Source organism: Paraburkholderia phytofirmans PsJN, assembly GCF_000020125.1.
GTDB lineage: Bacteria > Pseudomonadota > Gammaproteobacteria > Burkholderiales > Burkholderiaceae > Paraburkholderia > Paraburkholderia phytofirmans.
Map to the genome: position 1 here is coordinate 616242 of NC_010681.1, position 24003 is coordinate 640244.

The 24003-nt window shown below is 61.8% G+C and carries 23 protein-coding genes, 1 tRNA gene and 1 pseudogene; 9 read left to right on the forward strand and 16 right to left on the reverse strand.

What is annotated here, in order from left to right:
- Positions 1 to 53 precede the first annotated feature (53 nt).
- Together nagE and BPHYT_RS02750 are read left to right on the forward strand one after the other, a co-directional pair.
- The gene (nagE, locus tag BPHYT_RS02745; protein ID WP_012431627.1) at positions 54 to 1829 is read left to right on the forward strand and encodes an N-acetylglucosamine-specific PTS transporter subunit IIBC; all 1776 of its coding nucleotides are present in this window, start codon (positions 54 to 56) and stop codon (positions 1827 to 1829) included.
- A gap of 354 nt (positions 1830 to 2183) precedes the next feature.
- The gene (locus tag BPHYT_RS02750) at positions 2184 to 3410 is read left to right on the forward strand and encodes a DUF1996 domain-containing protein (protein ID WP_238535616.1); all 1227 of its coding nucleotides are present in this window, start codon (positions 2184 to 2186) and stop codon (positions 3408 to 3410) included.
- Between the two features lie 92 nt (positions 3411 to 3502).
- Here the strand turns inward: BPHYT_RS02750 and cydX are convergent, their stop codons facing one another.
- The 5 genes from cydX to rpoH all read right to left on the reverse strand — a co-directional run bounded on the left by cydX (position 3503) and on the right by rpoH (position 7933).
- Positions 3503 to 3616, reverse strand: a complete 114-nt coding sequence (cydX, locus tag BPHYT_RS02755) for a cytochrome bd-I oxidase subunit CydX (protein ID WP_012431629.1) — start codon at positions 3614 to 3616, stop codon at positions 3503 to 3505.
- A 28-nt stretch (positions 3617 to 3644) separates the two neighbouring features.
- Complete coding sequence (cydB, locus tag BPHYT_RS02760) at positions 3645 to 4781, reverse strand: cytochrome d ubiquinol oxidase subunit II (RefSeq protein ID WP_012431630.1); 1137 nt, start codon at positions 4779 to 4781, stop codon at positions 3645 to 3647.
- A gap of 35 nt (positions 4782 to 4816) precedes the next feature.
- Positions 4817 to 6409, reverse strand: a complete 1593-nt coding sequence (locus tag BPHYT_RS02765; protein WP_012431631.1) for a cytochrome ubiquinol oxidase subunit I — start codon at positions 6407 to 6409, stop codon at positions 4817 to 4819.
- A complete protein-coding gene (gene cydP / locus BPHYT_RS02770; protein ID WP_012431632.1) occupies positions 6399 to 6659 on the reverse strand; it encodes a cytochrome oxidase putative small subunit CydP in 261 nt (86 codons plus the stop codon). The genes BPHYT_RS02765 and cydP overlap by 11 nt, the downstream gene beginning before the upstream one ends.
- 338 nt (positions 6660 to 6997) lie before the next feature.
- Positions 6998 to 7933, reverse strand: coding sequence for an RNA polymerase sigma factor RpoH (gene rpoH, locus BPHYT_RS02775; protein WP_012431633.1), 936 nt, complete (start codon positions 7931 to 7933; stop codon positions 6998 to 7000).
- Positions 7934 to 8296: 363 nt separating this feature from the next.
- Here rpoH and BPHYT_RS02780 point away from each other — a divergent pair, with 363 nt between their 5' ends.
- Together BPHYT_RS02780 and BPHYT_RS02785 are read left to right on the forward strand one after the other, a co-directional pair.
- Positions 8297 to 8860: an acyloxyacyl hydrolase gene (locus tag BPHYT_RS02780; RefSeq protein ID WP_012431634.1), complete on the forward strand. Its 564-nt coding sequence runs from the start codon at positions 8297 to 8299 to the stop codon at positions 8858 to 8860.
- 42 nt (positions 8861 to 8902) lie between these two features.
- Positions 8903 to 9286: a nuclear transport factor 2 family protein gene (locus BPHYT_RS02785; protein WP_012431635.1), complete on the forward strand. Its 384-nt coding sequence runs from the start codon at positions 8903 to 8905 to the stop codon at positions 9284 to 9286.
- 192 nt (positions 9287 to 9478) lie between these two features.
- On the opposite strand, the pseudogene BPHYT_RS02790 reads toward BPHYT_RS02785, so the two are convergent.
- Both BPHYT_RS02790 and ybiB read right to left on the reverse strand, forming a co-directional pair.
- Positions 9479 to 10522 (reverse strand): annotated as a pseudogene (locus BPHYT_RS02790) (2-isopropylmalate synthase); the annotation flags it as partial.
- A 508-nt stretch (positions 10523 to 11030) separates the two neighbouring features.
- Positions 11031 to 12002 carry a DNA-binding protein YbiB gene (ybiB, locus tag BPHYT_RS02795; RefSeq protein ID WP_012431638.1) on the reverse strand — a complete coding sequence of 324 codons (972 nt, stop codon included), beginning with the start codon at positions 12000 to 12002 and terminating at the stop codon, positions 11031 to 11033.
- 228 nt (positions 12003 to 12230) lie between these two features.
- Here ybiB and BPHYT_RS02800 point away from each other — a divergent pair, with 228 nt between their 5' ends.
- On the forward strand, positions 12231 to 12929 hold the full coding sequence (locus BPHYT_RS02800) for a fumarylacetoacetate hydrolase family protein (protein WP_012431639.1): 699 nt from the start codon (positions 12231 to 12233) through the stop codon (positions 12927 to 12929).
- Between the two features lie 25 nt (positions 12930 to 12954).
- Positions 12955 to 13599, forward strand: a complete 645-nt coding sequence (maiA, locus tag BPHYT_RS02805; protein ID WP_012431640.1) for a maleylacetoacetate isomerase — start codon at positions 12955 to 12957, stop codon at positions 13597 to 13599.
- A gap of 98 nt (positions 13600 to 13697) precedes the next feature.
- Here maiA and ftsY read toward each other — a convergent pair whose 3' ends face one another.
- A complete protein-coding gene (gene ftsY, locus BPHYT_RS02810) occupies positions 13698 to 14858 on the reverse strand; it encodes a signal recognition particle-docking protein FtsY (protein ID WP_012431641.1) in 1161 nt (386 codons plus the stop codon).
- 240 nt (positions 14859 to 15098) lie between these two features.
- On the opposite strand from ftsY, the gene rsmD reads away from it, so the two are divergent.
- The 3 genes from rsmD to BPHYT_RS02825 all read left to right on the forward strand — a co-directional run bounded on the left by rsmD (position 15099) and on the right by BPHYT_RS02825 (position 16662).
- Complete coding sequence (rsmD, locus tag BPHYT_RS02815) at positions 15099 to 15713, forward strand: 16S rRNA (guanine(966)-N(2))-methyltransferase RsmD (RefSeq protein ID WP_012431642.1); 615 nt, start codon at positions 15099 to 15101, stop codon at positions 15711 to 15713.
- 112 nt (positions 15714 to 15825) lie between these two features.
- Positions 15826 to 16341, forward strand: coding sequence for a pantetheine-phosphate adenylyltransferase (gene coaD / locus BPHYT_RS02820; protein ID WP_012431643.1), 516 nt, complete (start codon positions 15826 to 15828; stop codon positions 16339 to 16341).
- Between the two features lie 63 nt (positions 16342 to 16404).
- Positions 16405 to 16662, forward strand: a complete 258-nt coding sequence (locus BPHYT_RS02825) for a YfhL family 4Fe-4S dicluster ferredoxin (protein WP_012431644.1) — start codon at positions 16405 to 16407, stop codon at positions 16660 to 16662.
- A gap of 77 nt (positions 16663 to 16739) precedes the next feature.
- On the opposite strand, the gene hisC is transcribed toward BPHYT_RS02825, so the two are convergent.
- The 8 genes from hisC to BPHYT_RS02865 form a co-directional block, all read right to left on the reverse strand.
- Positions 16740 to 17819 carry a histidinol-phosphate transaminase gene (gene hisC, locus BPHYT_RS02830; protein WP_012431645.1) on the reverse strand — a complete coding sequence of 360 codons (1080 nt, stop codon included), beginning with the start codon at positions 17817 to 17819 and terminating at the stop codon, positions 16740 to 16742.
- Positions 17820 to 17887: 68 nt separating this feature from the next.
- Complete coding sequence (gene pth, locus BPHYT_RS02835) at positions 17888 to 18490, reverse strand: aminoacyl-tRNA hydrolase (protein ID WP_012431646.1); 603 nt, start codon at positions 18488 to 18490, stop codon at positions 17888 to 17890.
- Between the two features lie 150 nt (positions 18491 to 18640).
- Positions 18641 to 19261, reverse strand: coding sequence for a 50S ribosomal protein L25/general stress protein Ctc (locus tag BPHYT_RS02840; RefSeq protein ID WP_012431647.1), 621 nt, complete (start codon positions 19259 to 19261; stop codon positions 18641 to 18643).
- Between the two features lie 163 nt (positions 19262 to 19424).
- On the reverse strand, positions 19425 to 20381 hold the full coding sequence (locus BPHYT_RS02845; protein ID WP_012431648.1) for a ribose-phosphate pyrophosphokinase: 957 nt from the start codon (positions 20379 to 20381) through the stop codon (positions 19425 to 19427).
- 45 nt (positions 20382 to 20426) lie between these two features.
- Positions 20427 to 20503: transfer RNA gene (locus tag BPHYT_RS02850), tRNA-Gln, on the reverse strand.
- 49 nt (positions 20504 to 20552) lie between these two features.
- Positions 20553 to 21434 (reverse strand): 4-(cytidine 5'-diphospho)-2-C-methyl-D-erythritol kinase, encoded by an 882-nt coding sequence (ispE, locus tag BPHYT_RS02855; RefSeq protein WP_012431649.1) that lies wholly within the window; start codon positions 21432 to 21434, stop codon positions 20553 to 20555.
- Between the two features lie 78 nt (positions 21435 to 21512).
- Entirely contained in the window at positions 21513 to 22145 is a 633-nt protein-coding gene (lolB, locus tag BPHYT_RS02860; protein WP_012431650.1) for a lipoprotein insertase outer membrane protein LolB, read from the reverse strand.
- Entirely contained in the window at positions 22145 to 23986 is a 1842-nt protein-coding gene (locus tag BPHYT_RS02865; RefSeq protein WP_012431651.1) for a tetratricopeptide repeat protein, read from the reverse strand. Before BPHYT_RS02865 ends, lolB begins: the two co-directional genes overlap by 1 nt.
- Positions 23987 to 24003 lie beyond the last annotated feature (17 nt).

Below are 24003 nucleotides of genomic sequence, written 5' to 3' on the forward strand. Positions count from 1 at the left end.
AAGACACCGTTCAAGAACGGCGTTCAACAAAGAGACAAGGATTGGAGGTATCAATGGATGGGAATCCGTTTCTGAAGATTCAGCGCCTGGGACGCGCGCTGATGCTGCCGATTGCAGTGCTGCCGGTTGCCGGCCTGCTGCTGCGCCTCGGCCAGCCCGATGTGTTCAACATCAAGATGATCGCCGACGCCGGCGGCGCGATCTTCGACAACCTGCCGCTGCTGTTCGCGATCGGCGTGGCGGTCGGCTTCGCGAAAGACAATAACGGCGTGGCGGGTCTGGCGGGTGCGATCGGCTATCTGATCGAAGTCGCGGTGATGAAGGACATCAACGACAAGCTCAACATGGGCGTGTTGTCCGGGATCGTGGCGGGTATCGTCGCGGGCTTGCTGTACAACCGGTACAAAGACATCAAGCTGCCCGATTACCTCGCTTTCTTCGGAGGGAAACGCTTCGTGCCGATTGTCACGGGGGTGGTCTGTCTCGTGCTCGGCATAGCGTTCGGCTACGTATGGCAACCGGTGCAAGCCGTTATCGATACGGCCGGCCACTGGCTGACCACCGCGGGCGCGCTCGGCGCATTCGTGTTCGGCGTGCTGAACCGCTTGCTGCTCGTCACGGGCTTGCATCACATCCTCAATTCGCTGACGTGGTTCGTGTTCGGCACGTTCACGCCGCCGGGCGGCGCTGCCGTGACGGGCGACCTGCATCGCTTCTTCGCGGGCGACCCGACTGCGGGCACCTTCATGACGGGCTTCTTCCCGGTCATGATGTTCGGTCTGCCGGCTGCCTGTCTCGCGATGTTCCATGAAGCACCGAAGGAGCGCCGCGCGGTTGTGGGCGGTTTGCTCTTCTCGATGGCGCTGACCTCGTTCCTGACGGGCGTGACCGAGCCGATCGAATTCAGCTTCATGTTCCTCGCACCGGTGCTGTACGTGATCCACGCGCTGTTGACGGGTATCTCGCTCGCCATCTGCTCGGCGCTCGGCATTCACCTCGGCTTCACCTTCTCCGCGGGCGCAATCGACTACGTGTTGAACTACGGTCTGTCGACTCGCGGCTGGTGGGCGATTCCGATCGGTCTCGTCTATATGGTGGTGTACTACGGTCTGTTCCGCTTCTTCATCCGCAAGTTCAATATGGCGACGCCGGGCCGCGAACCCGCCGCAGCCGATGAGCAAGTCGACTCGTTTGCCGCGGGTGGTTTTGTTTCGCCGGTCGCCGGTACGGCTGTGCCGCGTGCGCAGCGTTATATCGCTGCGCTGGGCGGCGCATCGAATCTGTCGGTGGTGGATGCTTGCACGACGCGTTTGCGTTTGTCGGTGGTCGATTCGAACAAGGTTTCGGAAAACGAACTGAAGACGATCGGCGCGCGCGGCGTGCTCAAGCGCGGCTCGACCAACGTGCAGGTGATCATCGGACCGGAAGCGGACATCATCGCGGACGAAATCCGTACGGTGATCGCGCAAGGTGGTGGTGATGCGGTGAAGCCGGCGGCTGCTGCTCCGGCTCAGGTTGTGGCGGCTGCGCCGGTTGCGGCTTCGGTCGCTCAAGGTAGCGGTCCGCTCGATCCGGATCCGCTGCGCTGGCTTGCCGTGTTCGGCGGTGCGGGCAACGTGCTGTCGCTGGATGCGATCGCGGCGACGCGTCTGCGTATCGTCGTGCGCGATCCGTCGGCGGTTGATCGTCAACGCCTGGCGACGCTCGATACGGCATGGATTTCTGCTGACACGTTCCATATCGTCGTCGGCGATGCGGCGCAACGCTATGCTGAAAAGCTGGCGACGCGCACGACGCAAAGCGGCGGTGCAACGCCGCTGCCCGCATAATTCATCGGCCCAGCGAGCCTCGCCGATTTTGATTCGGCGTCCGGCTCGCGAGCCACGATGTTCGACAAGCCTCCGGATATTCCGGAGGCTTTTTTGTATCAGTGGCATGCATGCCGGCAGTGCGACGTAAAAGCGCGGCGCCTCGCTTTATGCGTAACGTCGGGTTGGAGGCAAAACAATTGGGTAAGCTAACTAATGTGATCCGAGAGCCTTGTCATGTCGGCAAGGTATTCGGCTCGTGCTCGGGAGTTGCCCATGTCAATGCGTTCAGTCATCTGTCTCATGTTGCTTCTGCCGGCCGGCGCCGCCAACGCCAACGGCAACTTCAGCGTCACCTGCCAGTATTCGCATACGTTGCCGGACGACGCGATCCTTTATCCGGGGCAACCCGGCAAGGCGATGGTGCATGATTTTTTCGGCAACACGAGCGCGGATGCGTACAGTACCTATGATTCGCTGAGTCAAAACAAGCTCACGACTTGCGATGCCGCGGCGGACCGTTCTTCGTACTGGGCTCCGCAGTTAAAGCGCGCGTCTGGTGTCGTCGTGCCGGGCTACCAGAAGACGTACTACAAGAACGATCAACCGGTGGTGCCGGTGCAGACCATTCCCGCAGGGCTTGAAATGCTGGCGGGCGATCACCATTCATCGGCGCCCAAGCCGCAAATCAATTATTTGTGCCGCGGTGGTGCCTATACGCAAATCGCGCCGACGAGTTGCCCGGTTGTCACGGACAACACCGGCACATACGCCCAGTTCAATATTTCGGTGCACTTCCCGGATTGCTGGGACGGACGGACGCTGGTGCCGAACATACCCAGCAAAATCATGAATATGGCCTATCGGCAGGCCGATGGGACGTGTCCGGCGGGATTCCCCGTCAAGATTCCGGAACTGCAACTCAACGTGGCATATGACCTCGGGCAAGACCCCGATCTCTCCAACGCGCAGTTGTCGATGGATCCGATTCTCGTGGATGGCGTCTGGGTCCCGCAGTGGGGAAGCCTGTACACTGCGCACGCCGATTTTATCAACGCGTGGAAAGCCGATTCGCTGCAATACGCGATCGACCACTGCTCGAATGCCAACACCTCGTGCATCAGCAGTAGTATCCCGACGTACTATTCAAAAGCCAGCGCTGATGTGTGGGTGGACAGTAGCGGCGCTACGCACCCATCCGGCCCCACGATGGTCTCTGATGCGGGCAGTACCGTGTTGATCAAATTACCGACGCCCGAGAATTTGACGGACTATCTGTACAGCACCTCGTCTCTGCAGACGCTGGCGCAGAACATGACAGACGCGAACGCGGTGATGCTGGATCTCTACGCGGCTTCGACGAACTGGGACGATCTCTCCAATCTCCCGACGGCATCGGCCTGCAATACGAAGCAGCGGATCGGCGGCATCTACCTGGACAATGCGCTGCAGTCGCGCACGAACGACATCACGCAGTACGTTGCCTCGCAGGTCGCTGCCGGGGCGCCGCAAATCGGCGTGTGCATTCGCAATGCAACAGGCAAGACAATCCAGTTTTCTTCGCGCGACGGAGCGGGTACGCCAGCGCTGTTTATTAAGTAAGGTGGCGGGCGCCCCCGTTGCTGAGCAGAAAAAAAGCACCTCGAATTCGAGGTGCTTTTTTTGCCTGGCCGGGGCACTCGGCGCGCGCTACGTCAACGAGTCTTCCGGCTACCGTCCTCCGGCCGGCGCGACTCCAGCCACATCACGTTGATAATGCCGAACGCCAACGCCACGCCGATCCCGAGGATCCAACTGAAATACCACATCGCAAACTCCTGTTAAGCCTGTAGCCGGTCAATACATCGTATGGTGGTTTTCTTCGAGTGCGGCGGCAGTCACCTTGCCGCGCATCACGCGATACACCCAGCTCGTGTAGATCAGGATGATCGGCAGGAAAATGATCACGGCGATCAACATGATCTGCAACGTCATGCGGCTCGAGGTCGAATCCCACACGGTGAGGCTGCTGCGGCCATCGAGCGAGGAGGGCATGATGAACGGAAACATCGAGAAGCCCGCCGTCAGGATCACGCCGATGATCATCAGCGAGGTCGACAGAAAGGCGCTTTTCTCGAAGCGCGAGCGTGCAAGCAACGTGGCCAGCACGCCGCCCACGAGACCCACTACCGGCGCGCTCACCATCCACGGATAGTTCGCGTAGTTGGTCAGCCACAGCCCCGGTGCGCCGATCACGTTCTTCATCAACGGATTGGCGACCATGTCGAGCGGCGGTGCGTCGATCACCTGGTAGCCGCCGATCATCGTGGCGATCAGCGCGCCGGCGATCAGGAACAGCACCACGGTCGCGAATGACGCAATTCGAAGCGCCAGCGAAGCGCGTTCGGCGACAATGTCGTCCGCTTTCATCTTGACGAAGGCGGCGCCGTGCGCGGCCAGCATCGAGACGCTGACGAGGCCGCACAACACCGCGAACGGGTTGAGCAACTCGAAGAAGCCGCCGTGATACGTGACGCGCAGGTCGGTATCGAACGAGAACGGCACGCCTTGCAACAGGTTGCCGAACGCGACGCCGAACACCAGTGCCGGCACGAAACCGCCGACGAACAGCGCCCAGTCCCATGCCGTACGCCAGCGCGGGTCTTCGCGTTTGCTGCGATAGTCGAAGCCGACCGGCCGGAAGAACAGTGCGAACAGCACCAGCAGCATGGCGAAATAGAAGCCGGAGAACGACGCCGCGTACACCAGCGGCCACGCCGCGAACATTGCGCCGCCCGCCGTGATGAGCCAGACCTGATTGCCTTCCCACGTCGCGCCTACCGTGTTCACGACAATGCGCCGCTCGGCGTCGGTCTTGCCGATGAACGGCAGCAGAATCGCCGCGCCCATGTCGAAGCCGTCGGTGAGCGCGAAGCCGATCAGCAGCACGCCGATCAGCACCCACCAGATCAGTTTGAGGGTTGCGTAATCCATGATGATCTTTTCCCTTGAAACTTAGTGGCGGCGAATCAGGCGGCCGTGTTGGTCGGCAGCGGCTGACTCAGCGGCTGTTGTTCGTGGTGGTAGCGGCCCGTGTGCAGCGACGAAGGTCCGAGCCGCGCGTACTTGAACATCAGCGTGATTTCGATGACGAACAGCACCGTGTAGAACACCACGAAGCCCGCGATACTCAGATACAGGTCGTTCGGCGTCAGGCTCGAAGCCGACAGGTGGGTCGGCAAAATGCCCGCGATGGTCCATGGCTGACGGCCCACTTCAGCGACGATCCAGCCGAACTCCGCGGCGAGCCAGGGCAGCGGAATGGCCCACACGGCCCAGCGCAGGAACCAGCGGCGCTTCTCCAGCAACAGCGAGCGTTGCGCGCAGAACCAGAACGCCAGCACGAAGGTGGCGAGAAACAGAATGCCGAGGCCCACCATCAGCCGGAACGAGAAGAACACGGGTGCCACCGGCGGGATCGTTTTCTTCGCGGCCTGGGCGATCTGATCCGGCGTGGCGTCGGTGACGTTCGCGGTGAACTGCTTGAGCATCAGGCCGTAGCCGAGATCCTGCTTGTGCGCGTCGAAGGCGGCTTTGGCTTCGTCGGTGATGTCGCCTTGCTTCAGTTTCTGCAGGGCGGCGTAGGCCAGCATGCCGTTCTTGATGCGCACCTCGTTGTGCGCCATCAAATCCTTCAGACCGACCACGGGTTCATCGAGCGAACGGGTGGCGATAAGGCCGAGCGCGTACGGAATCCTGATAGCGTAATCGGTGCGCTCTTCCTTCTGATTCGGAATCCCGATGATCGTGAACGGAGCCGGCGCGGGCGCGGTTTCCCATTCGGATTCGATCGCCGCGAGTTTGACCTGCTGGACTTCGCCGGTGCGGTAGCCGGATTCGTCGCCGAGTACGATCACGCACAATGTGGATGCCAAACCAAAACCTGCGGCAATCGCGAACGAGCGCAACGCAAATTCAGTGTCGCGGCGCTTCAGCAAATACCACGACGACACGCCGAGCACGAACATCGACGCCGTCACATACCCGGCCGACACGGTATGCACGAACTTGACCTGCGCAACCGGATTGAACAGCACGGAGAAGATGCTGTCGAGCTCCATGCGCATGGTCTGGTAGTTGAAGGTCGCGCCGACCGGATTGTTCATCCAGCCATTGGCCACCAGAATCCATAGCGCCGACAGGTTCGAGCCGAGCGCGACGAGAAACGTGACGAACACGTGCTGGACCTTCGAGAGCCGCTTCCAGCCGAAGAAGAACAAGCCGACGAAGGTCGACTCGAGAAAGAACGCCATCAGGCCTTCCACGGCGAGCGGCACGCCGAAAATATCGCCGACATAGTGCGAGTAGTACGACCAGTTGGTGCCGAACTGGAATTCCAGCGTGAGGCCGGTGGTTACGCCCATCGCAAAGTTGATGCCGAACAGCTTGCCCCAGAACTGGGTCATGTCCTTGTAGATCTGCTTGCCGGTCATCACATAGACCGACTCCATGATGACGAGCAACCAGGACAGGCCGAGCGTGAGCGGGACGAACAGAAAGTGGTAAAGCGCGGTGATGGCGAACTGGAGGCGCGACAGTTCTACGACTTCGCTAACGGGCATGTTGATCACCTTGGGACGGATGCGAGGCAGGCACGGACAACAGCGCCTGCGCGACTTGCTCAGGCGGGAGCGACATATGCTCCGCCTGCGGATGATTGAAGAATGTGTATTTGAGCGCCATCAGCAGTACGAATTTGATGGCGAGGACGATGGCGATATCCCGCGCCAGCGTCGGACCGCGCACCCAGCCATGGAACCGTTGACGCAGGCTCCGGCGGCGAGTGGTCTTGCGATTGAGGACTAGGGTCATGATCGGTAGAAGGCAACTTCACACCGGTGAATCCGGTTGGCGCCAGGCCGCCTGAGCGGTCTGACGAGTGCACCCCGATTCTAGGACTGGATCCTCGCGCGCAACCGCTCGGCGCTGCGGCATTGGGTCGCGAGACTTGCCCCGTTCAAGCAGTATTGCTATCTGGTTTGTGATACGTCAAGAAACGCGTTTGCCGCGCTCATGTTCGTGCGTCGAGGCGCTTGTGCGTGAAAACGCCGCGGCGTGGGCGAAAAAAAACCCGCCGTCTTGCGAGGGCGGGTTTTGGCGGCTTTGCTGCCGCGCGCCGGGCGAACCGGCATGCCGACAATCTTCAAGTTTTACGCGTATTCGGTCAGCGCACCGCGCATCTTCTTCATTGCGCTCGCCTCGATCTGCCGAATACGTTCGGCGGACACGCCGAACTCGTCGGCCAGTTCGTGCAGCGTGGAGCCGCCCGAACCGTCGTCTTCCACCTTCAGCCAGCGTGCCTCGATGATGCGGCGGCTGCGGGCGTCAAGTGCGTCCAGCGCGCTCGCGATACCGTCGCTGTGCAGCTTGTCGCGCTGACGCGAAGCCAGCACGGCAGTCGGTTCGCTATGCGAGTCGGCCAGATAGGCGATCGGCGCGTACGCTTCTTCACCGTCTTCGACCTGACCTTCCAGCGCGATGTCGCCGCCGGAGAGGCGCGTTTCCATTTCGGAGACTTCTTCGCGCTTCACGTTCAATTCTTTGGCCAGATCGTCGATCTGGTCCGGCGTGAACGCGCCCAGCCCTTGCTTATGGCTGCGCAGATTGAAGAACAGCTTGCGCTGCGCCTTGGTGGTGGCGACCTTCACCATCCGCCAGTTGCGCAGAATGTATTCGTGGATCTCAGCCTTGATCCAGTGCATGGCGTACGACACGAGGCGCACGTTCTGCTCCGGATCGAAGCGCTTCACGGCCTTCATCAGGCCGATGTTGCCTTCCTGGATCAGGTCGGCGTGCGGCAGTCCATAACCCAGATAGTTGCGCGCGATCGACACGACCAGCCGCAAGTGCGACAGCACGAGACGGCGCGCGGACTCGAGGTTGTCCTGCTCGCGAAATTCGGTGGCGAACTGGCGTTCTTCCGCCGGCGTCAGCATCGGAATCCGATTAACGGCCTGGATGTAGGCGTCGATATTGCCCAGTTGACCGGGCAGCAGCGAGGAATGCGAGAGCGCCAGTGCACCTGCCGAAGCGGCCTTAGCCGACGACGGGCTCAAAGTACTCGGAAGGGTCATTGCATGGCTCACGTAGGAAACTCCTTTGGAATCAGACAAAAGCGTATTCAGGTAACGACTCCAGCGTTGGATGTTAGCACTCTGATTTGCCGAGTGCTAATACTTAGAGGGTGTAGGGGCATCCTAGTTCCGCAAATTCCTATTGAAATTCACGTTTCAATAGCCATTAGACACATCCCTCGGTATTTTCAAGGGGCGCGTATCATTTACCTAACAAATCACCTTCATTGTCATAAATGCCCGACTTTTGCTAATTTTGAAGTGACTAATTGCGGAAAGTCAGCTTTCTTCATACGATCCACCAAATTGAGATTGACCTTAGAATACGCAAAACAGTTAGAGATTGTTCAACGTTCGACTGAACTCGGGTGTTAGATGAACAACAAAAAGAATACTCTGCGTGGTCTGGCGCTAAAAATCACGGCTGGCGCCTTGCTGGTGGGCACTTCGGGATGGGCTTCGGCGGACCAGTTCGGCGTGCAGGTGGCCGGCGGTCTCGGCGATCGCCACGTCAAGAAGCTGGATCTTGCTTTCGTCTGGGATCCGGATCTGACCTGGTGGCAAATCGGCGACTGGCACTTCTCGCTGATCGGCGAAGCGCACGTGGCCTGGTGGCACACCAATGAAGGCAATGTGCACGACAACATCGGCGAAGTCGGCGTGACGCCGATCATCCGCTTCATCAAGGGATCGGGCTCGATCCGCCCGTATGCCGAGCTTGGCGCGGGCATCCGGTTGCTGTCGAGTCCCCGGATTTCTTCGACCTTCACACTGGGCAGTGCGTTCCAGTTCGCCGACATGGCCGGCGTTGGCATGCAGTTCGGGAGCCACCAGCAGTACCAGGCGGGCTACCGCTTCCAGCATGTTTCCAATGGCGGTATCAAAGAGCCGAATCCTGGTATAAATTTCCACCAGCTATATCTGCAATACAACTTCTGACAACCGTGGCCACGTCGGCTCACCGGTGCGAGGGGCTGAGCGATGGCGGCAAAGATAATCGAAGCGGTTCGCGAGCTCGAGCGAGAGCGCTTTCGTGCGATGGTCGACGGCGACGGGCCATCGCTCGATGCCCTGATCGCGGACAACGTGAGCTACGTTCATACGAACGGCAAACGGGAGACGAAACGGCAGTTCATCGATGGGATCACCGCGGGCCGCCGCCGCTATCGGCAGATCGAGATCCAGTCGCAGGAGGTGCTGCCAGTCGGGCGCGAGACCTGCGTGGTGAGCGGGCGCGCGCTGATCGAAATGGAGGCGAACAACGGGGCGCTGCTGTTTCCGATCGCCTACACGGCGATTCATACGCTGGAAGACGGCCGTTGGCGCCTGATTGCCTGGCAGGCCACGCGTTGCGCAATCGAGTGAGCCTTTTGAGCTCACGCTGTCCGGACCGGCTGCGCCTTGTGAGCGGGCCGTTCGGGTTGACGCAAGCGCACGGGTAGCGTGCTCGTGCGTCGTGTTTGCGTTGGTTTTGTCAGCTCGGCATGATTCTCAGGCAGCCACGCTCTCCTGATCCACACCGCTCCATTCGTGACGATCCGCCGCGCCAGTTTCGGCCGCTATGGGCTCTTGCGCCGCGACGCCTTGTCGCTCCGCGTTCTTCGCCCGCATCATCGCCTCGCCCGCATACGGATGCCGCGGATGCACCGGCAGCTGATTGCAGCGCTCTACCACGCGCCGGACCGCCTCCATATTCGAGAAATCGAGCCCAGTATCGACGCCTTGCGCAGCCAGATTCATTGCCAGCGCGACGAGATCGACGTTGCCGGTGCGCTCGCCGTTGCCGAACAGGCAGCCTTCGACGCGGTCCGCGCCAGCCAGCAGCGCCAGTTCCGCGGCGGCCACAGCGGTGCCGCGATCGTTGTGCGGATGCACCGACAGCACAATGCTGTCGCGATAGCCGAGATTGCGGTGCATCCATTCGATCTGATCGGCGAACACATTCGGTGTCGCCGCTTCCACGCTCGCGGGCAGGTTGACGATCATTTTGTGATCGCGCGTCGGCCGCCACGTCTGCGCGACCGCGTCGCACACCTCGCGTGCAAACGGCAATTCGGTGGCATTGAACGTTTCCGGCGAGTACTGGAAAGTCCAGTGCGTGCCGGGGCGCGCCTGCGCATGCTCCTTGATGATTTGCGTGCCGTGCACGGCCAGCGCCTTGATCTCGGCCTTCGTCTGGTTGAACACGATCCGCCGGAACGACGGGCAGATCGCGTTGTACAAGTGCACGATGGCGCGCGGCGCGCCTTCCAGCGCCTCGAACGTGCGCGCAATCAGTTCCGCGCGCGACGGCATGAACACCTCGATGGTCACGTCGTCTGGAATGCGTTTCTCCTCGATCAGCTTGCGGACGAAATCGAAATCCATTTGCGATGCCGACGGATAGCCGACCTCGATCTCCTTGAAACCGATCGCCACCAGCATCTCGAAGAACTCGAGCTTTTGCGCGGCGTTCATTGGCTCGATCAGCGCCTGATTGCCGTCGCGCAGATCGGTGCTCATCCAGACCGGCGTCTGGTCGATCGTGCGGCTCGGCCATTTGCGGCCGGTCAGACGGACGGCGGGGAAGGGGCGGTATTTCTCAGCGGGGTTTTGCAACATGGTGAGCCTCGTTCGTTGTGTCGTTTGCGAAAGGGTGTGGCCGGGAGCGGTTGGCGGACTGCCACGGATGCACGGTCCGCCAGCCGGTGGCTAGCGGCAACAACGAACGGGCGCGAACGAACGGCGTCATGGTGACGGCGAAAACGGACGTGGTTAAAGCCCATGCGACGTGCATTTGATCCTCGCGCTTCGTCCGCGCGGTAAACGGACGAATGCAAACGACTACAGGTTGTGAAGAACTACGCTTTGGGGGTGCGACAGGAACGGAAACAGCGGAACTGCCGGAGAGACCGCGCTTTTGAGCAACCTGAGCTGCCAAACGCGCGGCGCTACGCCTGACTTACGCTAGACGTAGCGATAGGGGCCGCGCTAGGCGGCCGGAGGTAATTCGGAGGGTGTTCGGAAGGGAACGCATGGGTCTAATGTATGACGCCGCGTTGCGGCGTGTCAACCCGCGCGGGTCGCGGCGGGCGACGGCAAACGCGCCGCAGCGCCTGCGCCGTGGCCGTTACACGGGCATTCTTGCGACGTCCACGATCAGTTCGACCTGCCGTTCGATCGCGCTCGGCACGGGCGCTTCGCCGCGCAATACGGCGCTGATCCAGCCGGCCGTCGTCGGCGCATCTTTGGCTTCGGGCAAGTCCACTTCCGGCGCATCGGGCGACGAGCGCTCATGCGGTACGCGCGTCTCGCAGACACCGTCGTGCAACCAGTCGACCTGCACCTGGCGGCGTGTATCGGCCACCGCTTCACCTTCGGTGCCGCGTGCAAGCAATGCGCCGCCGGCGGCCGCGTCCGGATGCGTGTTGAACAATTGCGTCAGGCTGTCGCGATACGGCGGGTGCGTATAGTTGACGAGGCGCAAACCCGCGGGCGCGAACGGCTGCAGAATTTTCACCAGCGTGTGCGTCGAGTTGCGCACGCCCATGCGCCGGCGCAGCGCAAGCAGGCGTGCGAGCTTCGGCGCGAGCACGTCGATTGGCGCGAACGCAAGGCGGTGCTCGGCGAGACCGTCTTCGATATCGGCGTGCGATCGCGCGTGCGGAATCTGCAGATGCGTGAAGATTTCCGCGCTTGTCACGCGGCCTGGATCTTCGGTGACGCCGTGCACCAGCACCGGCACGCCTTCGCGCGCCAGCAGCAGGGCGAGCAGCGGCACCAGGTTTGGCTGTTTGCGAGCGCCGTTGTAGCTCGGTATGGACACCGGCCGGAACGTGCCGTGCGGCAAATGAACCGGCTCGAAGGACGCATGCGCGCCGGCCAGCATCGCCGCGAGCTCGTCGGCGGTTTCGCCCTTCACGCGGTACGCGAGCAGCACCGCGCCGAGTTCGAGTTCGGCCACGCGGCCGTCGAGCATGGCGGTGTAGAGCGTGCGCGTATCGTCGGCGGTCAGCGCGCGGGCGCCGTTCGGGCCGCGGCCGATTTCCTTGATGAAGCGGGCGCAGGGGAAGGGGTTGGCGGTGTCGGCGGAGTCGGTCATCGGGCGCAGTGGGACGTGTCGGCGTGCCGCTTCAAAGCGGTTGGCCAAGCTATTCAAGGGACGCTGTTGAGTGTGAGTATCGCATCTATGGCGATCCCGCGAGACCCCGCGCCCGCGGCGGCGGCCTTGCCGGTCCATGCCGAACTGATGCGCGTGGCCCTTTGTCGCGCGTTACACTCGACGTTTTATCGCCGCGCTGGCGGCACACATCAAATAACGGAGAACGGGATGAGTTACGTATTTGCACCCGCACCGGTGGTCGCGGTGCCGGTTGTGGGGTCCAGCGAGCAGTTCGCGGTGCGTCGCATCTACTGTGTTGGCCGTAACTACGAGGCGCACGCGCGCGAGATGGGCCACGATCCCGACCGCGAACCGCCGTTCTTCTTCGCCAAGCCGGCCGATGCCGTGCTGTGCGTCGCGCCCGGCGCCACTGGCGAGTTTCCGTATCCGTCGCTGTCGAAAAACGTCCACTTCGAGATGGAAATGGTGGCGGCGATCGGCAAGGGCGGCAAGAATATTCCGGTCGAGAGCGCGCTCGACCACGTGTACGGTTACGCGCTCGGTCTCGACATGACGCGCCGCGATCTGCAGGCCGAAGCGAAAAAGCTGGGCCGTCCCTGGGATACCGCGAAGGGCTTCGACCACTCGGCGCCGCTCGGCCCGATTCATCCGGCGGCGACGGTCGGCCATGTCGACAAGGGCGCGATCTGGCTGTCGGTGAACGGCGAGGAAAAGCAAAGCTCGGACGTGTCGCAACTGATCTGGTCGGTGGCCGAGACGATCGCTTATCTGTCGACGCTGTTCGAACTGCAACCCGGCGACCTGATCTTCACCGGCACGCCGGAAGGCGTCGGCGCAGTGGTGTCGGGCGATCTGATGAAGGGTGGCGTGGATGGGCTCGGCGAGCTCTGCGTGCGCGTCGTCTGACGGCCGGTTGGGGGAGACAGAGAACATGAAGCTCTACAGCTATTTTCGTAGCTCGGCGTCTTATCGCGTGCGCATTGCGCTGAACGTGAAAAATCTGCCGTACGACTACGTGCCGGTGCATCTTGTGCGCGACGGCGGCGAGCAGTTGAAGCCCGAATACCGCAAGGTGAACGCCGACGGGATCGTGCCGACCTTCGTCGACGGCAATGACGTGATGCCGCAGTCGCTCGCGATCATCGAGTATCTGGAAGAGGTGCATCCCGAGCCGGCGCTTTTGCCGAAGGCGCCGGCCGATCGCGCGTATGTGCGGGCGCTGGCGTTGCAGGTGGCGTGCGAGATTCATCCGCTGAACAACCTGCGCGTGCTGAAGTATCTGAAGCACACACTGGGCGTCGACGATTATGCCAAGGACGCCTGGTACCGCCACTGGGTGGAAGCCGGATTCGCGACGTTCGAAACGCATCTGGCGGGCGATCCACGCACCGGCAAGCTGTGTTTCGGCGATACGCCGACCATTGCAGACACCTGTCTGATTCCGCAGGTGTTCAACGCGCAGCGCTTCAAGGTCGATACGACTAAGTTTCCGACCATTCAGCGCATCTACGACCATGCGATGCAACTCGACGCGTTTGCGCGCGCGGCGCCGGGCGCGCAGCCGGACGCTGAGTAATTCGTGATCGTCGGGTAGCCGGGATGACAAAAGGGCACTCCAAGGAGTGCCCTTTTTGCTGCCTAAGCCCGCGGCTTAAGCCGCGAACGCCGTGGCGCTCAGCCGCCCAGCAACGCGTCGGAGAACTCTTCCGCGCTGAACGGCTGCAAATCTTCGACTTTCTCGCCGACGCCGATGAAATACACCGGAATCGGACGCTGCCGCGCGATCGCGGCGAGAATGCCGCCCTTCGCCGTGCCGTCCAGTTTGGTGACGATCAGGCCGGTGAGGCCGAGCGCGTCGTCGAACGCCTTGACCTGCGCGAGCGCGTTCTGGCCGGTGTTGGCGTCGATCACCAGCAGCACCTCATGCGGCGCGCCGTCTTGCGCCTTGCCGATCACGCGCTTCACCTTGCGTAGTTCTTCCATGAGATGCAACTGGGTCGGCAGGCGGCCGGCCGTGTCCGCCATCATCACGTCGATCTTGCGCGCACGCGCGGCGCCGACGGCGTCGAAGATTACCGCTGCCGGGTCGCCGCTTTCCTGCGAGACCACGGTCACGTTGTTGCGCTGACCCCAGATGGCCAGTTGCTCGCGCGCCGCGGCGCGAAACGTGTCGCCCGCGGCCAGCAGCACGGATTGATCGAAACTCTGCAGATGCTTGGCGAGCTTGCCGATGCTGGTGGTTTTGCCCGCGCCGTTGACGCCGGCAATCATCATCACGAGCGGCTGCGCGCGGCCGAGCATGAGCGATTTTTCCAGCGGCTTGAGCAGGTCGACCAGCAACGTGCGCAGCGCGGTTTTGACCTGCTGCGGATCGACGAGGCGTTCGGCGCGCACTTTTTCGCGCAGCGCTTCGAGCAGGAATTCAGTGGCGTCGACGCCCGCGTCCGACATCAGCAGCGCGGTTTCGAGCTCTTCGTACAAGTCTTCGTCAATCTTCGTGCCGACGAAAATGCCGGTCAGGTTCGAACTCGTCTTCGACAAGCCGGTCTTCAGACGGGTCAGCCACGAACGTTTTGCGCCCGCGTCCGGCAACGGCGGCGGGACGACTTCGACGGTTTCCTCAAGCGCAAATGCTTCAGGCTCGGGTTCGGGATCGATTGCCGACGGAGCGGCCACGGGCGGCGTGTCGACGCGAACCGGAGCCGCGGCCGGCACGACGGGCGCAGGCGCCTGCACGGCGGCTGTGGGCGTCGAACCTTCCGGCGTGGTTTGCGACTCTTCTGGCGCGTTATCGGACTCTTTCGAACCCTTGAATCGTTTGAAAAAGCTGAACATGATCTGGCGTGGTGAGAGCGCGCGCCGATGCGCGCAGCCGGCACAAGACCGGTGGGAGCGGCAGGCAGCGTTGCGATGCGGGATGCAAGGCGCTGGAAGCCGCACATTTTATCAGGCGCGCCGCCGGCCGTCGTATCGGCCGAACGGCCAGGCTGGACGCGGGGCGTCGCTGTGGTAACGTTGGCGCTCCGGCCCGCAATTTCGTCGTCGCGGGCGCTTCAATAACGTAATCGAAACTGCATGCCCCGTTCCGCACCTTCACGCGCCCATGGCGCTTCGTCCAAAGGCGGCAAGCCGCACGCCATCCGTATCATCGGCGGCGACTGGAAGCGCACGCCTTTGCCCGTGCTCGATCTCGACGGCTTGCGCCCCACGCCCGATCGCGTGCGCGAGACGCTGTTCAACTGGCTCGGCCAGGACCTGGATGGCCAGCGCTGCCTCGATCTGTTCGCCGGCAGCGGCGCGCTGGGCTTCGAGGCGGCGTCGCGCGGCGCGGCACGGGTGTTGATGGTGGAGCGCAATGCGCGCGCCGCCGGCCAGTTGCGCGCGAACCAGGAACGCTTGTCGGCGCGCACGATCGAAATCGCTGAAGCAGACGGTTTGCGTCTTGCCGCGAGTCTCGCGCCCGGTTCGTTCGACGTCGTATTTCTCGATCCGCCGTTCGGCGACGATCTGCTCGGCAAAGCGCTGACGCTGGCGGCACCGCTCGTCGCCGCTGACGGATTTCTGTATGTAGAAGCGGGCGATGCGCTCGAGCTTGCTGGAAACGAGGCGCTCGCCGGTTGGGAAATCGTGCGGCAAGGTAAAGCGGGCGCTGTCCACTTTCATTTGCTGCAGCGCGAAAATAAGGAATAATGCGCGTTCCAAAACAAGCGCCGGGCGGTTTGCCGTCACGTGTGCGGTCGGTGCCAAATGCGTCGCGTGGACGCTTTGACGTGCCCCTTTGTCTGAAGAGAGGAGAAGTCTCATGGTAGTCGCCGTGTACCCGGGCACGTTCGACCCGCTGACGCGCGGTCACGAAGACCTCGTTCGGCGCGCGTCGAGCATTTTCGACACGCTGGTGGTCGGCGTTGCCGATAGCCGCAACAAGAAGCCTTTTTTCACGCTCGAAGAGCGTCTCGACATCGCTCACGAAGTGCTCGGGCACTACCCGAACGTTCAGGTGATGAGCTTCAAGGGGCTATTGAAGGATTTCGTGCGCACCAATAACGCGCGCGTGATCGTGCGCGGCCTGCGAGCCGTGTCGGACTTCGAATATGAGTTCCAGATGGCCGGCATGAATCGCTATTTGCTGCCTGACGTCGAAACCATGTTCATGACGCCGTCCGATCAGTACCAGTTCATCTCGGGCACGATCGTGCGTGAAATTGCGCAACTCGGCGGCGATGTCAGCAAGTTCGTGTTCCCGTCGGTCGAGAAATGGTTGACGGAAAAGGTCGCCGCGATGGATCCGGCGAGCGGCGCGTCGGCGGGACAACCGTAACCGGCGTAAACTGTCGGTTCGACGGATAAAAGCCGGCTGCGGCCGGCGTGAAGTGAGAGAAGTATGGCCTTGATGATTACCGACGAGTGCATCAATTGCGACGTATGCGAGCCCGAGTGCCCGAACGACGCAATCTCGATGGGCCCGGAAATCTATGTAATCGACCCGAAGAAATGTACCGAGTGCGTTGGGCATTTCGACGAGCCGCAGTGTATTCAGGTGTGCCCGGTCGAGTGTATTCCGCGCGACCCCGACCATCTGGAGACGCCTGATGGCTTGATGGCCAAGTACCACGCGCTGCAGGCCGCGAAGGGCGCTTGAGGTACGAAGTCTAAAAAAACGGCGAGGCTTTTATGCCTCGCCGTTTTTTTGGGGGGCAGTGACGCTTTTACGCGGTCCTATCCCACGTACGCGCTGAAGATCTCGCGCAACGCGTCCAGCAGAACGTCGCATTCGGCGTCGGTGCCGACCGAGATTCGCAGATGCTGGTCGATGCGCGGCGCCTTGAAATGGCGCACGAAAATCTCCTTTTCCCTCAGTCGCAGTACGAGCGTTGCGGCGTCGTAGCCCTCATGGCGAGCGAACAGCAGATTCGCCGCCGACGGCACCACCTCGAAGCCCAACGCCGTCAGCCCCGCGGCCAATCGCTCGCGGCTTGCCATGACTTTGGCGCAGGTGTCGCGAAACCACGCGTCGTCTTCGTACGCCGCCGCGGCGGCGACTTGCGCGAGACGGTCCAGCGGATACGAGTTGAAGCTGTCCTTCACGCGGTTCAGCGCGCCGATCAACTCCCGGTTGCCGAACGCAAAGCCGACGCGCATTCCTGCCAGCGAACGCGACTTCGACACGGTCTGAACGACCAGCAGATTCGGATAGCGGTCGATCAGACAGATGGCCGATTCGGCGCCGAAATCCACGTAGGCTTCGTCGATCACCACGACGGAATCGGGATTGCTCGCCACCAGACGCTCGATATCGGCGAGCGGCAGCGGACGGCCGGTCGGCGCATTCGGATTCGGGAACAGGATGCCGCCATTCGGCGACTTATAGTCGTCGACGTTGATCGCAAAGCTGTCGTCGAGCGGAACGGTCCGGTAGTCGACCTCGAAAAGTCGCGCGTACGTCGGATAGAAGCTGTACGTGATGTCCGGAAACAGCAGAGGTTTGTCGTGCTTGAGCAAGGCCTGAAACGTGAGTGCCAGCACTTCGTCCGAGCCGTTGCCGGCAAACACCTGTTCCGCGCGAATGCCGTGGTACGCGGCAACCGTTTCGCGGAGCTTTTGCGCCGTCGGATCGGGGTAGCGCCGCAGCGAATCGGCCGCGTCGCCGAGTTCCTGCCGGATCGCCTCGAGCACTCGCGGCGACGGCGGATACGGATTCTCGTTGGTATTCAGCTTGACCGGATGCGCGACCACGGGCTGCTCGCCCGGCACATACGGCGTTAGACGGTGAACGATATCACTCCAATAGCGGCTCAAGCGATTCTCCTCCCAACAAGATTGTTGCTGCCGATGGCGTTACGGCAACCCGGTTCCAGCTGGACAGTCTACGGATTGCGATGCAGTTGCATCATCGCGCGTTCCAGCTCGCCCTTGATGATTTGCGGCATGACGGCGAGCCCGCGCTCGATCGAAGCATCGATCACGTCCTGTTCTTCCCGGCGCGGCGGCTTCAGCACGTAGTTGGCGACGTCGGGCTTGGCGCCGGCGCGCGCGCTCTCTGGAATCAGGTCCCGCGGATGGCCGATGCCGATCCGCAGCCGCCAGTACTGCTGCGACGACAGATGCGCGGTGATGTCCTTCAACCCATTGTGTCCGCCGCTGCCACCGCCGAGCTTGAGTTTGATGCTGCCGGGCGGCAGGTCGAGCTCGTCGTGCGCGACCAGAATTTCGTCGGGGAGAATCTTGAAGAACTGCGCAACTGCCACGACCGATTGGCCCGAACGGTTCATATACGTCTGCGGTTCCAGCAGATGCACTTCTTCGCCGTGCAGCCGCGCTTTGGCATAGAAGCCATGGAAACGCCGCTCGTCGCGCAACGTCGTGCCTGCTTCGCGCGCCAGTTGATCGACCAGCCAGAAGCCGGCGTTGTGGCGCGTCGCGGTGTATTCGGCGCCCGGATTGCCGAGGCCGACGATCAGCTTGATCATGTTTGCGTAGGTCCGTCTGGCCTGGAAGCTGAACGCAGCCGGGCCGAAAAAAACCAAAAAAAAACCCGCCGGGGCGAACCTCGGCGGGTCACATCGACCGTTTCATTGAAACGGATCGAGAGGATTTCTTGCTCTTTGCCTGAGGCGCCCTTAAGCAGCCGGCGTTTCGCCTTCGCCTGCAGCAGCAGCGTCGCCTTCAGCGATTGCGCCAGCCGGGATCGTTGCAGCAGCGACCACCGGGTTTTCTGCTTCGACGTGAGCAACCAGCGACACACCTGCCGGCAGCTTGATGTCTTTAGCATGGACCGAGTGACCTGCTTCGATCGTCGCCAGATCGACTTCGAGGAATTCCGGCAGTGCCGACGGCAGGCACTCGATTTCGATTTCGTTGATGACGTGCGAGATCACCGCGCTCGACAGCTTCACTGCCGGGTTCGATTCCTGGTTCATGAAGTGCAGCGGCACCTTGGTGTGCAGCTTCTTCTTCGCGTCGACACGTTGGAAGTCCACGTGCAGCACGAGCTGACGGAACGGGTGGTATTGCACGTCGCGCAGCAGAACCTGTTGCGACTTGCCTGCCACTTCCAGATCGAGAATCGACGAGTGGAAAACTTCTTTCTTCAGCGCGTGCCACAGCGCGTTGTGGTCCAGTTCGACCAATTGCGTTTCAGCACCAGCGCCATATACGATGCCCGGGGTCTTGCCCGAGTTACGCAGGCGGCGGCTCGCACCCGTACCTTGCAAAGAACGCTCGAAAGCGACTACTTTCATTTTGAATCTCCAATGCACTGCCCGCGACCAGGCAGTAAAAACGGGGCCTCCAAGCCAGATGGCTGAGGCCCCAGAGCTGCGGCACGAACCTTCGTTCGTTCATGCCGATTGTGCAAAAGCGCAGTGTGCCGCGTAAAGCGGCGCGCTGCGCCTTCGCAAATACTTAACTTTCAGCGAACAGCGACATCACCGAATCGCCGCGGCGAATCCGCGAGAACGTTTCGGCAAGCAGGCCGGCGCTGGTCAGCGAACGGATCTTCGCGCACGAGCGGGCTTCGTCACCGAGCGGGATCGTATCCGTGACAACGAGTGCGTCGAGTGCGGAAGCGGCGATACGCTCGCCTGCGCCACCCGACAGAACCGGGTGCGTGGCGTACGCAAACACCTGCTTCGCGCCACGTTCCTTCAAAACTTGTGCTGCCTTGCAGAGCGTGCCGGCGGTGTCGACCATGTCGTCCATGATCACGCAGGTACGGCCTTCGACTTCACCGATGATGTTCATCACTTCGGCAACGTTCGCCTTCGGGCGGCGTTTGTCGATGATCGCGAGATCGCAATTCAGTTGCTTGGCCAAAGCCCGGGCACGCACCACGCCGCCGACGTCCGGCGAAACGACCAGCAGGTTCTCGTAGTTCTGCTTGCGCAGATCGCCGAGCAGCACGGGCGTAGCGTAGATGTTGTCGACCGGAATGTCGAAGAAGCCTTGAATCTGGTCGGCGTGCAGATCCATCGTAATGATCCGCTCGACGCCGGCGATTTCCAGCATGTTCGCCACGATCTTCGCCGAGATGGCGACGCGCGCGGAACGCGGGCGACGATCTTGACGGGCATAACCGAAGTAGGGGATGGCTGCGGTGATCCGGCCGGCGGATGCGCGCTTGAGCGCATCGACCATGATCATCAGTTCCATCAGATTGTCGTTCGCCGGTGCGCATGTGGACTGCAGGACGAAGACATCCTTGCCACGCACGTTTTCCTGAATCTCGACTTGGATTTCACCGTCCGAGAAACGGCTAACCATTGCTTTGCCGAGGGGAATACCGAGGATTTTGACGACTTCCTGTGCAAGCGCGGGATTTGCGTTGCCAGTAAAAACCATCAGGCCGTCATGGCTGCTCATCGTGCACCTACTTCAGGCTGGGGGCGAGGGAAATGCGAGAATTTTTGGCAGGGGAGGAAGGAGTCGAACCTTCGAATGCCGGAATCAAAATCCGGTGCCTTAACCAACTTGGCGACTCCCCTACACTAACTTTGAGCTTCACCGAACGAGGAGCGTTCGACGATGCAAAACTTATGACGCGAAAGTAAAGAGTGGATGCTGATCGAGACTTGCAGTCACTGCGCTGTTCCATTCGGCTGGCAGTTTGGCTTGCGCCGCTTCTGCTTCAGCTTTACTGCGGAACGCGGCAAAAACACTTGCACCTGATCCAGACATCCGCGCTGGCGCGACGTTTTCAAACCATCGCAACACTTGCGCTACTTCCGCGTATTTTCCTACGACAACCTGCTGCATGTCATTGCGGCCGAAACTTTCTGGCCATTCAGTGTTGCAGCTAAGTTCTGCAGGAAAGTCCGTAATTGTGAGGGGTTTTGAATCTCTTGTCAACGCTTTTTCAGAAAAAATCGCTGCAGTCGGAACATGAACCCTCGGCGTCACTACTAAGAAATGGCGCGGCGGCAATTGTACAACGTCTAAAGCTTCTCCGACACCCTGGGCGAACGCATTTTTTCCGAAAACAAAAAACGGCACATCGGCGCCAAGTTTCAATGCCAGCGCCTGCAATTCGAGGCGCGGCAGATTGAGCTTCCACAAACGATTCAGGGCGAGCAGCGTCGTCGCAGCATCAGAGCTGCCGCCGCCAAGGCCGGCGCCCATCGGCAGCCGCTTGTCGATTTCGATATCGACGCCTTCAGGCGAGCCCGTATGCGCTTTGAGCAGTGTCGCGGCGCGCACGGTCAGGTCGTGTTCCGGCGGCACGTCGGCGATTTCGGTGCTGCGCGTGATGAGTCCGTCGTCACGTCGCGTGAAGTGCAGCGTGTCGCCCCAGTCGAGCAACTGGAAGACCGTTTGCAGCGTGTGATAGCCATCAGGCCGGCGGCCGGTGATGTGCAGGAAGAGGTTGAGTTTCGCTGGAGCGAGGCAATCGCGCAGCGAATCGGTCGTTTCAATCATGAGTCGAGGCTGCATGCGCCAGATGGCGCCGAAGAAGCGGCAAGGTCGCGCGCGAAAAAGTGAGTGAGGTGGCGCGGGTTACTGATCCAGCACGAGCTTGATGTCGAGCGGCGGTTCCGAACGACTCAGGTTGACTCGCTTCACGCCGATTGCCGGCGCGTCGGCATAAGCCAGATAGTCGATTGTCCAGCCGTCCTGTGTGATTTGTTTCAGCCGCGACGGTTGCTCGGGATCCTTCTCGGTCCTGGCGCGCGAAGTGGGCGCCGGCGACGGTTGAAGCCAATAGCGCAGCCCTTCGACCGGCAACGCGAAGCCGAGCGCATTCTGCATCAGCGTGGAGACGTTATCCGCGGTGAGCGGCTGGCGGTTCGGCAGCTCCAGCGTTGCCGAAGCCGGCGACGACGTCACCACCGCCAGCGTCTGGCCGAGCGGGTTGCGCAACTGCAGGGTCACGGTGTCGCCGGTTTCCTGCCAGGTGAAGTTGCCGTAAGCGTTGCGCTGCTGGCCGTTCTGATCGTTGTACTGAACCGCGAAACGGCCCTGGTAAGCACGGCTAGTCTGCGCGGTGACGGAGGTCGCGGCATTCGACGTGGACGGCCCTTGCGGTTTGACCGACGCACAACCGGCCAAGGCGACCACCGCTGCCGCAGTGAAAGCGAGCGCCGCGCCGCGCGGTGCCCGGGGAAAATAAATCAGACGGGAAAGACGCATCAAAGATCGTTCACCTGAAGACGTTGGAGCGTTTTGACAAGCGTGTCGTTGTCCGGTTCGAGCTTGCGCGCATCGCGGAAAGCGGCGCGTGCCTGATCCTGATTGCCCGTTTTCCACAATACTTCGCCTAGATGTGCGCCGATTTCAGCGTTCGGCTGCATGTCGTACGCCTTGCGCAGCAGCCTGATGGCGTCCGAGGTATCGCCCATCCGGTATTTGACCCAGCCGACGCTGTCCATGATGAACGCGTCGTTCGGCGCCAACGAGGATGCCTTTTCGACCAGCTTGTCCGCTTCGGCGAGGCGCTGATTGCGATCGGCCAGCGAGTAGCCGAGTGCGTTGTACGCTTGCGGGTTGTCGGGCTGCGTCTGGATCAGCTTGCGCAACTGCGCTTCCATGACGTCGTAATGGCCGGTTTTTTCAGCGGACATTGCGTAGTCATAGGTCAGATCGGGGTCGTCGGGAAACTGCGCCGTGGCTTGCTGCAGACGTGTTTCCGCCTCCGGGTAGCGCTTCGCGTCGAACAGGATCGCCGCGTCAGTGCGCATGAGCAGCGCCTGGTCGCGCGGGTCCGGCGCCGGCAGGTTAGCCAGCAGCTTACGTGCGTCGTCGACCTTGCCCTGCTTGGCGAGCAGTTGCGCGCGCGTGATCTGCGCCGGCACATACTGCTGGCTCGACGGCGAGATCTTGTTCAGCCAGTCGCTCGCGGCCGCTTCGTTCTTCTGTTCGAGAGACAGTTGTGCAAGGTAGATATACGCCTGGCCCGGATCCGCGCCCGGCGTTTTTTCGGCTTGCTGCGCGTACTGGGTCAGGTAGGCTTGCGCTTCGTTGAAATTCTTTTGCTGGATCTTGATCAGCGCGAGCGCCATGAGCGGCGTCAACTCGTTCGCGTTGTTCTTGTGCATGATCTCGAACTGCTTCTGCGCGTCGTCCAGACGGTCGCTCGCGAGATACATCTGCGCGAGCGCGAGACGCGCGTCATGCGATTTCGGATTCTGCTGCACATACTTTTCGAGCGAAGCGATGCCTTCCTTGCGCTCTTCCGGGCCCATTTGCGACAGCGTCAGCGCTGCCGGCAAATAGTCGGGCTTGAGCGCGAGCGCCTGTTCGAGCGATTTGCGCGCGCCCGGCGCGTCGTCCGATACGAGCTGCTGGCGTGCAATGGCCAGTTGCGCTTCGGGCCGGTTCATGTCGTTCTTGAGCAGATCCTGCAGCACGTGCAGGCCGCCGATCCGGTTCGGGCCGCGCGAGAGCAGCAACTGCAGCGCCAGAATTGCGCTGCCGCGATTGTCGGCGGGCACACGCGCGAGTTCGCGCGCGAGGATCGGAGAAGCGTCGTCTGGTTTGCCGGACAACACCAGCAGCGATGCGTCGAGTTGCGCGGCGCGTTCCGAGTTCGGCGCATACTGCTGCCACAATTGCGCGGCGGCCAAAGCGTCCGAGGGGCTCTGCGCGGCCAGCGCGATCTCGGTGGCGCGCTGCGCCATGCGCGGATCGTGCGTGTCGCGCGCGAGCGCGAGGTAGGTCTGATAGGCGGGCGCCGGCTGGTCGCGCTGCAGCGCGACTTCGGCGGCGAGCACCTGGAATACGATCTGGCTCGTCAGCGGCACGCCGGGCAGGGACTTCTGGTCTTCCGCCGAGGCCGGGCCGAGCGGGTCCGGCAAGGTGACCGAGGTGTCGTCCGAGTCCGGCGAGGGGTCCTGCGCGTGGGCGGGCACGGCAGCCAGCGCCCACACCGCGAGCGCCGCCGCACCGAGCATCCGGCGAGCGGACACGGCGTGCGGTACGCGGAATGCGCTAGCCGGGCGCTTGAAAAACAGCTTCACGAAGGACAAGTTCATGGAAATCCGTTCAATGT

What these genes read in the sequence shown, in the direction of transcription:
- nagE (WP_012431627.1), top strand. Translation starts at nt 54, where the DNA reads ATGGATGGGAATCCGTTTCTGAAGATTCAGCGCCTGGGACGCGCGCTG.
- cydX (WP_012431629.1), bottom strand. Translation starts at nt 3,616, where the DNA reads ATGTGGTATTTCAGTTGGATCCTCGGGATCGGCGTGGCGTTGGCGTTC.
- cydB (WP_012431630.1), bottom strand. Translation starts at nt 4,781, where the DNA reads ATGGATTACGCAACCCTCAAACTGATCTGGTGGGTGCTGATCGGCGTG.
- BPHYT_RS02765 (WP_012431631.1), bottom strand. Translation starts at nt 6,409, where the DNA reads ATGCCCGTTAGCGAAGTCGTAGAACTGTCGCGCCTCCAGTTCGCCATC.
- cydP (WP_012431632.1), bottom strand. Translation starts at nt 6,659, where the DNA reads ATGACCCTAGTCCTCAATCGCAAGACCACTCGCCGCCGGAGCCTGCGT.
- BPHYT_RS02780 (WP_012431634.1), top strand. Translation starts at nt 8,297, where the DNA reads ATGAACAACAAAAAGAATACTCTGCGTGGTCTGGCGCTAAAAATCACG.
- BPHYT_RS02785 (WP_012431635.1), top strand. Translation starts at nt 8,903, where the DNA reads ATGGCGGCAAAGATAATCGAAGCGGTTCGCGAGCTCGAGCGAGAGCGC.
- ybiB (WP_012431638.1), bottom strand. Translation starts at nt 12,002, where the DNA reads ATGACCGACTCCGCCGACACCGCCAACCCCTTCCCCTGCGCCCGCTTC.
- BPHYT_RS02800 (WP_012431639.1), top strand. Translation starts at nt 12,231, where the DNA reads ATGAGTTACGTATTTGCACCCGCACCGGTGGTCGCGGTGCCGGTTGTG.
- maiA (WP_012431640.1), top strand. Translation starts at nt 12,955, where the DNA reads ATGAAGCTCTACAGCTATTTTCGTAGCTCGGCGTCTTATCGCGTGCGC.
- ftsY (WP_012431641.1), bottom strand. Translation starts at nt 14,858, where the DNA reads ATGTTCAGCTTTTTCAAACGATTCAAGGGTTCGAAAGAGTCCGATAAC.
- rsmD (WP_012431642.1), top strand. Translation starts at nt 15,099, where the DNA reads ATGCCCCGTTCCGCACCTTCACGCGCCCATGGCGCTTCGTCCAAAGGC.
- coaD (WP_012431643.1), top strand. Translation starts at nt 15,826, where the DNA reads ATGGTAGTCGCCGTGTACCCGGGCACGTTCGACCCGCTGACGCGCGGT.
- BPHYT_RS02825 (WP_012431644.1), top strand. Translation starts at nt 16,405, where the DNA reads ATGGCCTTGATGATTACCGACGAGTGCATCAATTGCGACGTATGCGAG.
- pth (WP_012431646.1), bottom strand. Translation starts at nt 18,490, where the DNA reads ATGATCAAGCTGATCGTCGGCCTCGGCAATCCGGGCGCCGAATACACC.
- BPHYT_RS02840 (WP_012431647.1), bottom strand. Translation starts at nt 19,261, where the DNA reads ATGAAAGTAGTCGCTTTCGAGCGTTCTTTGCAAGGTACGGGTGCGAGC.
- BPHYT_RS02845 (WP_012431648.1), bottom strand. Translation starts at nt 20,381, where the DNA reads ATGAGCAGCCATGACGGCCTGATGGTTTTTACTGGCAACGCAAATCCC.
- ispE (WP_012431649.1), bottom strand. Translation starts at nt 21,434, where the DNA reads ATGATTGAAACGACCGATTCGCTGCGCGATTGCCTCGCTCCAGCGAAA.
- lolB (WP_012431650.1), bottom strand. Translation starts at nt 22,145, where the DNA reads ATGCGTCTTTCCCGTCTGATTTATTTTCCCCGGGCACCGCGCGGCGCG.
- BPHYT_RS02865 (WP_012431651.1), bottom strand. Translation starts at nt 23,986, where the DNA reads ATGAACTTGTCCTTCGTGAAGCTGTTTTTCAAGCGCCCGGCTAGCGCA.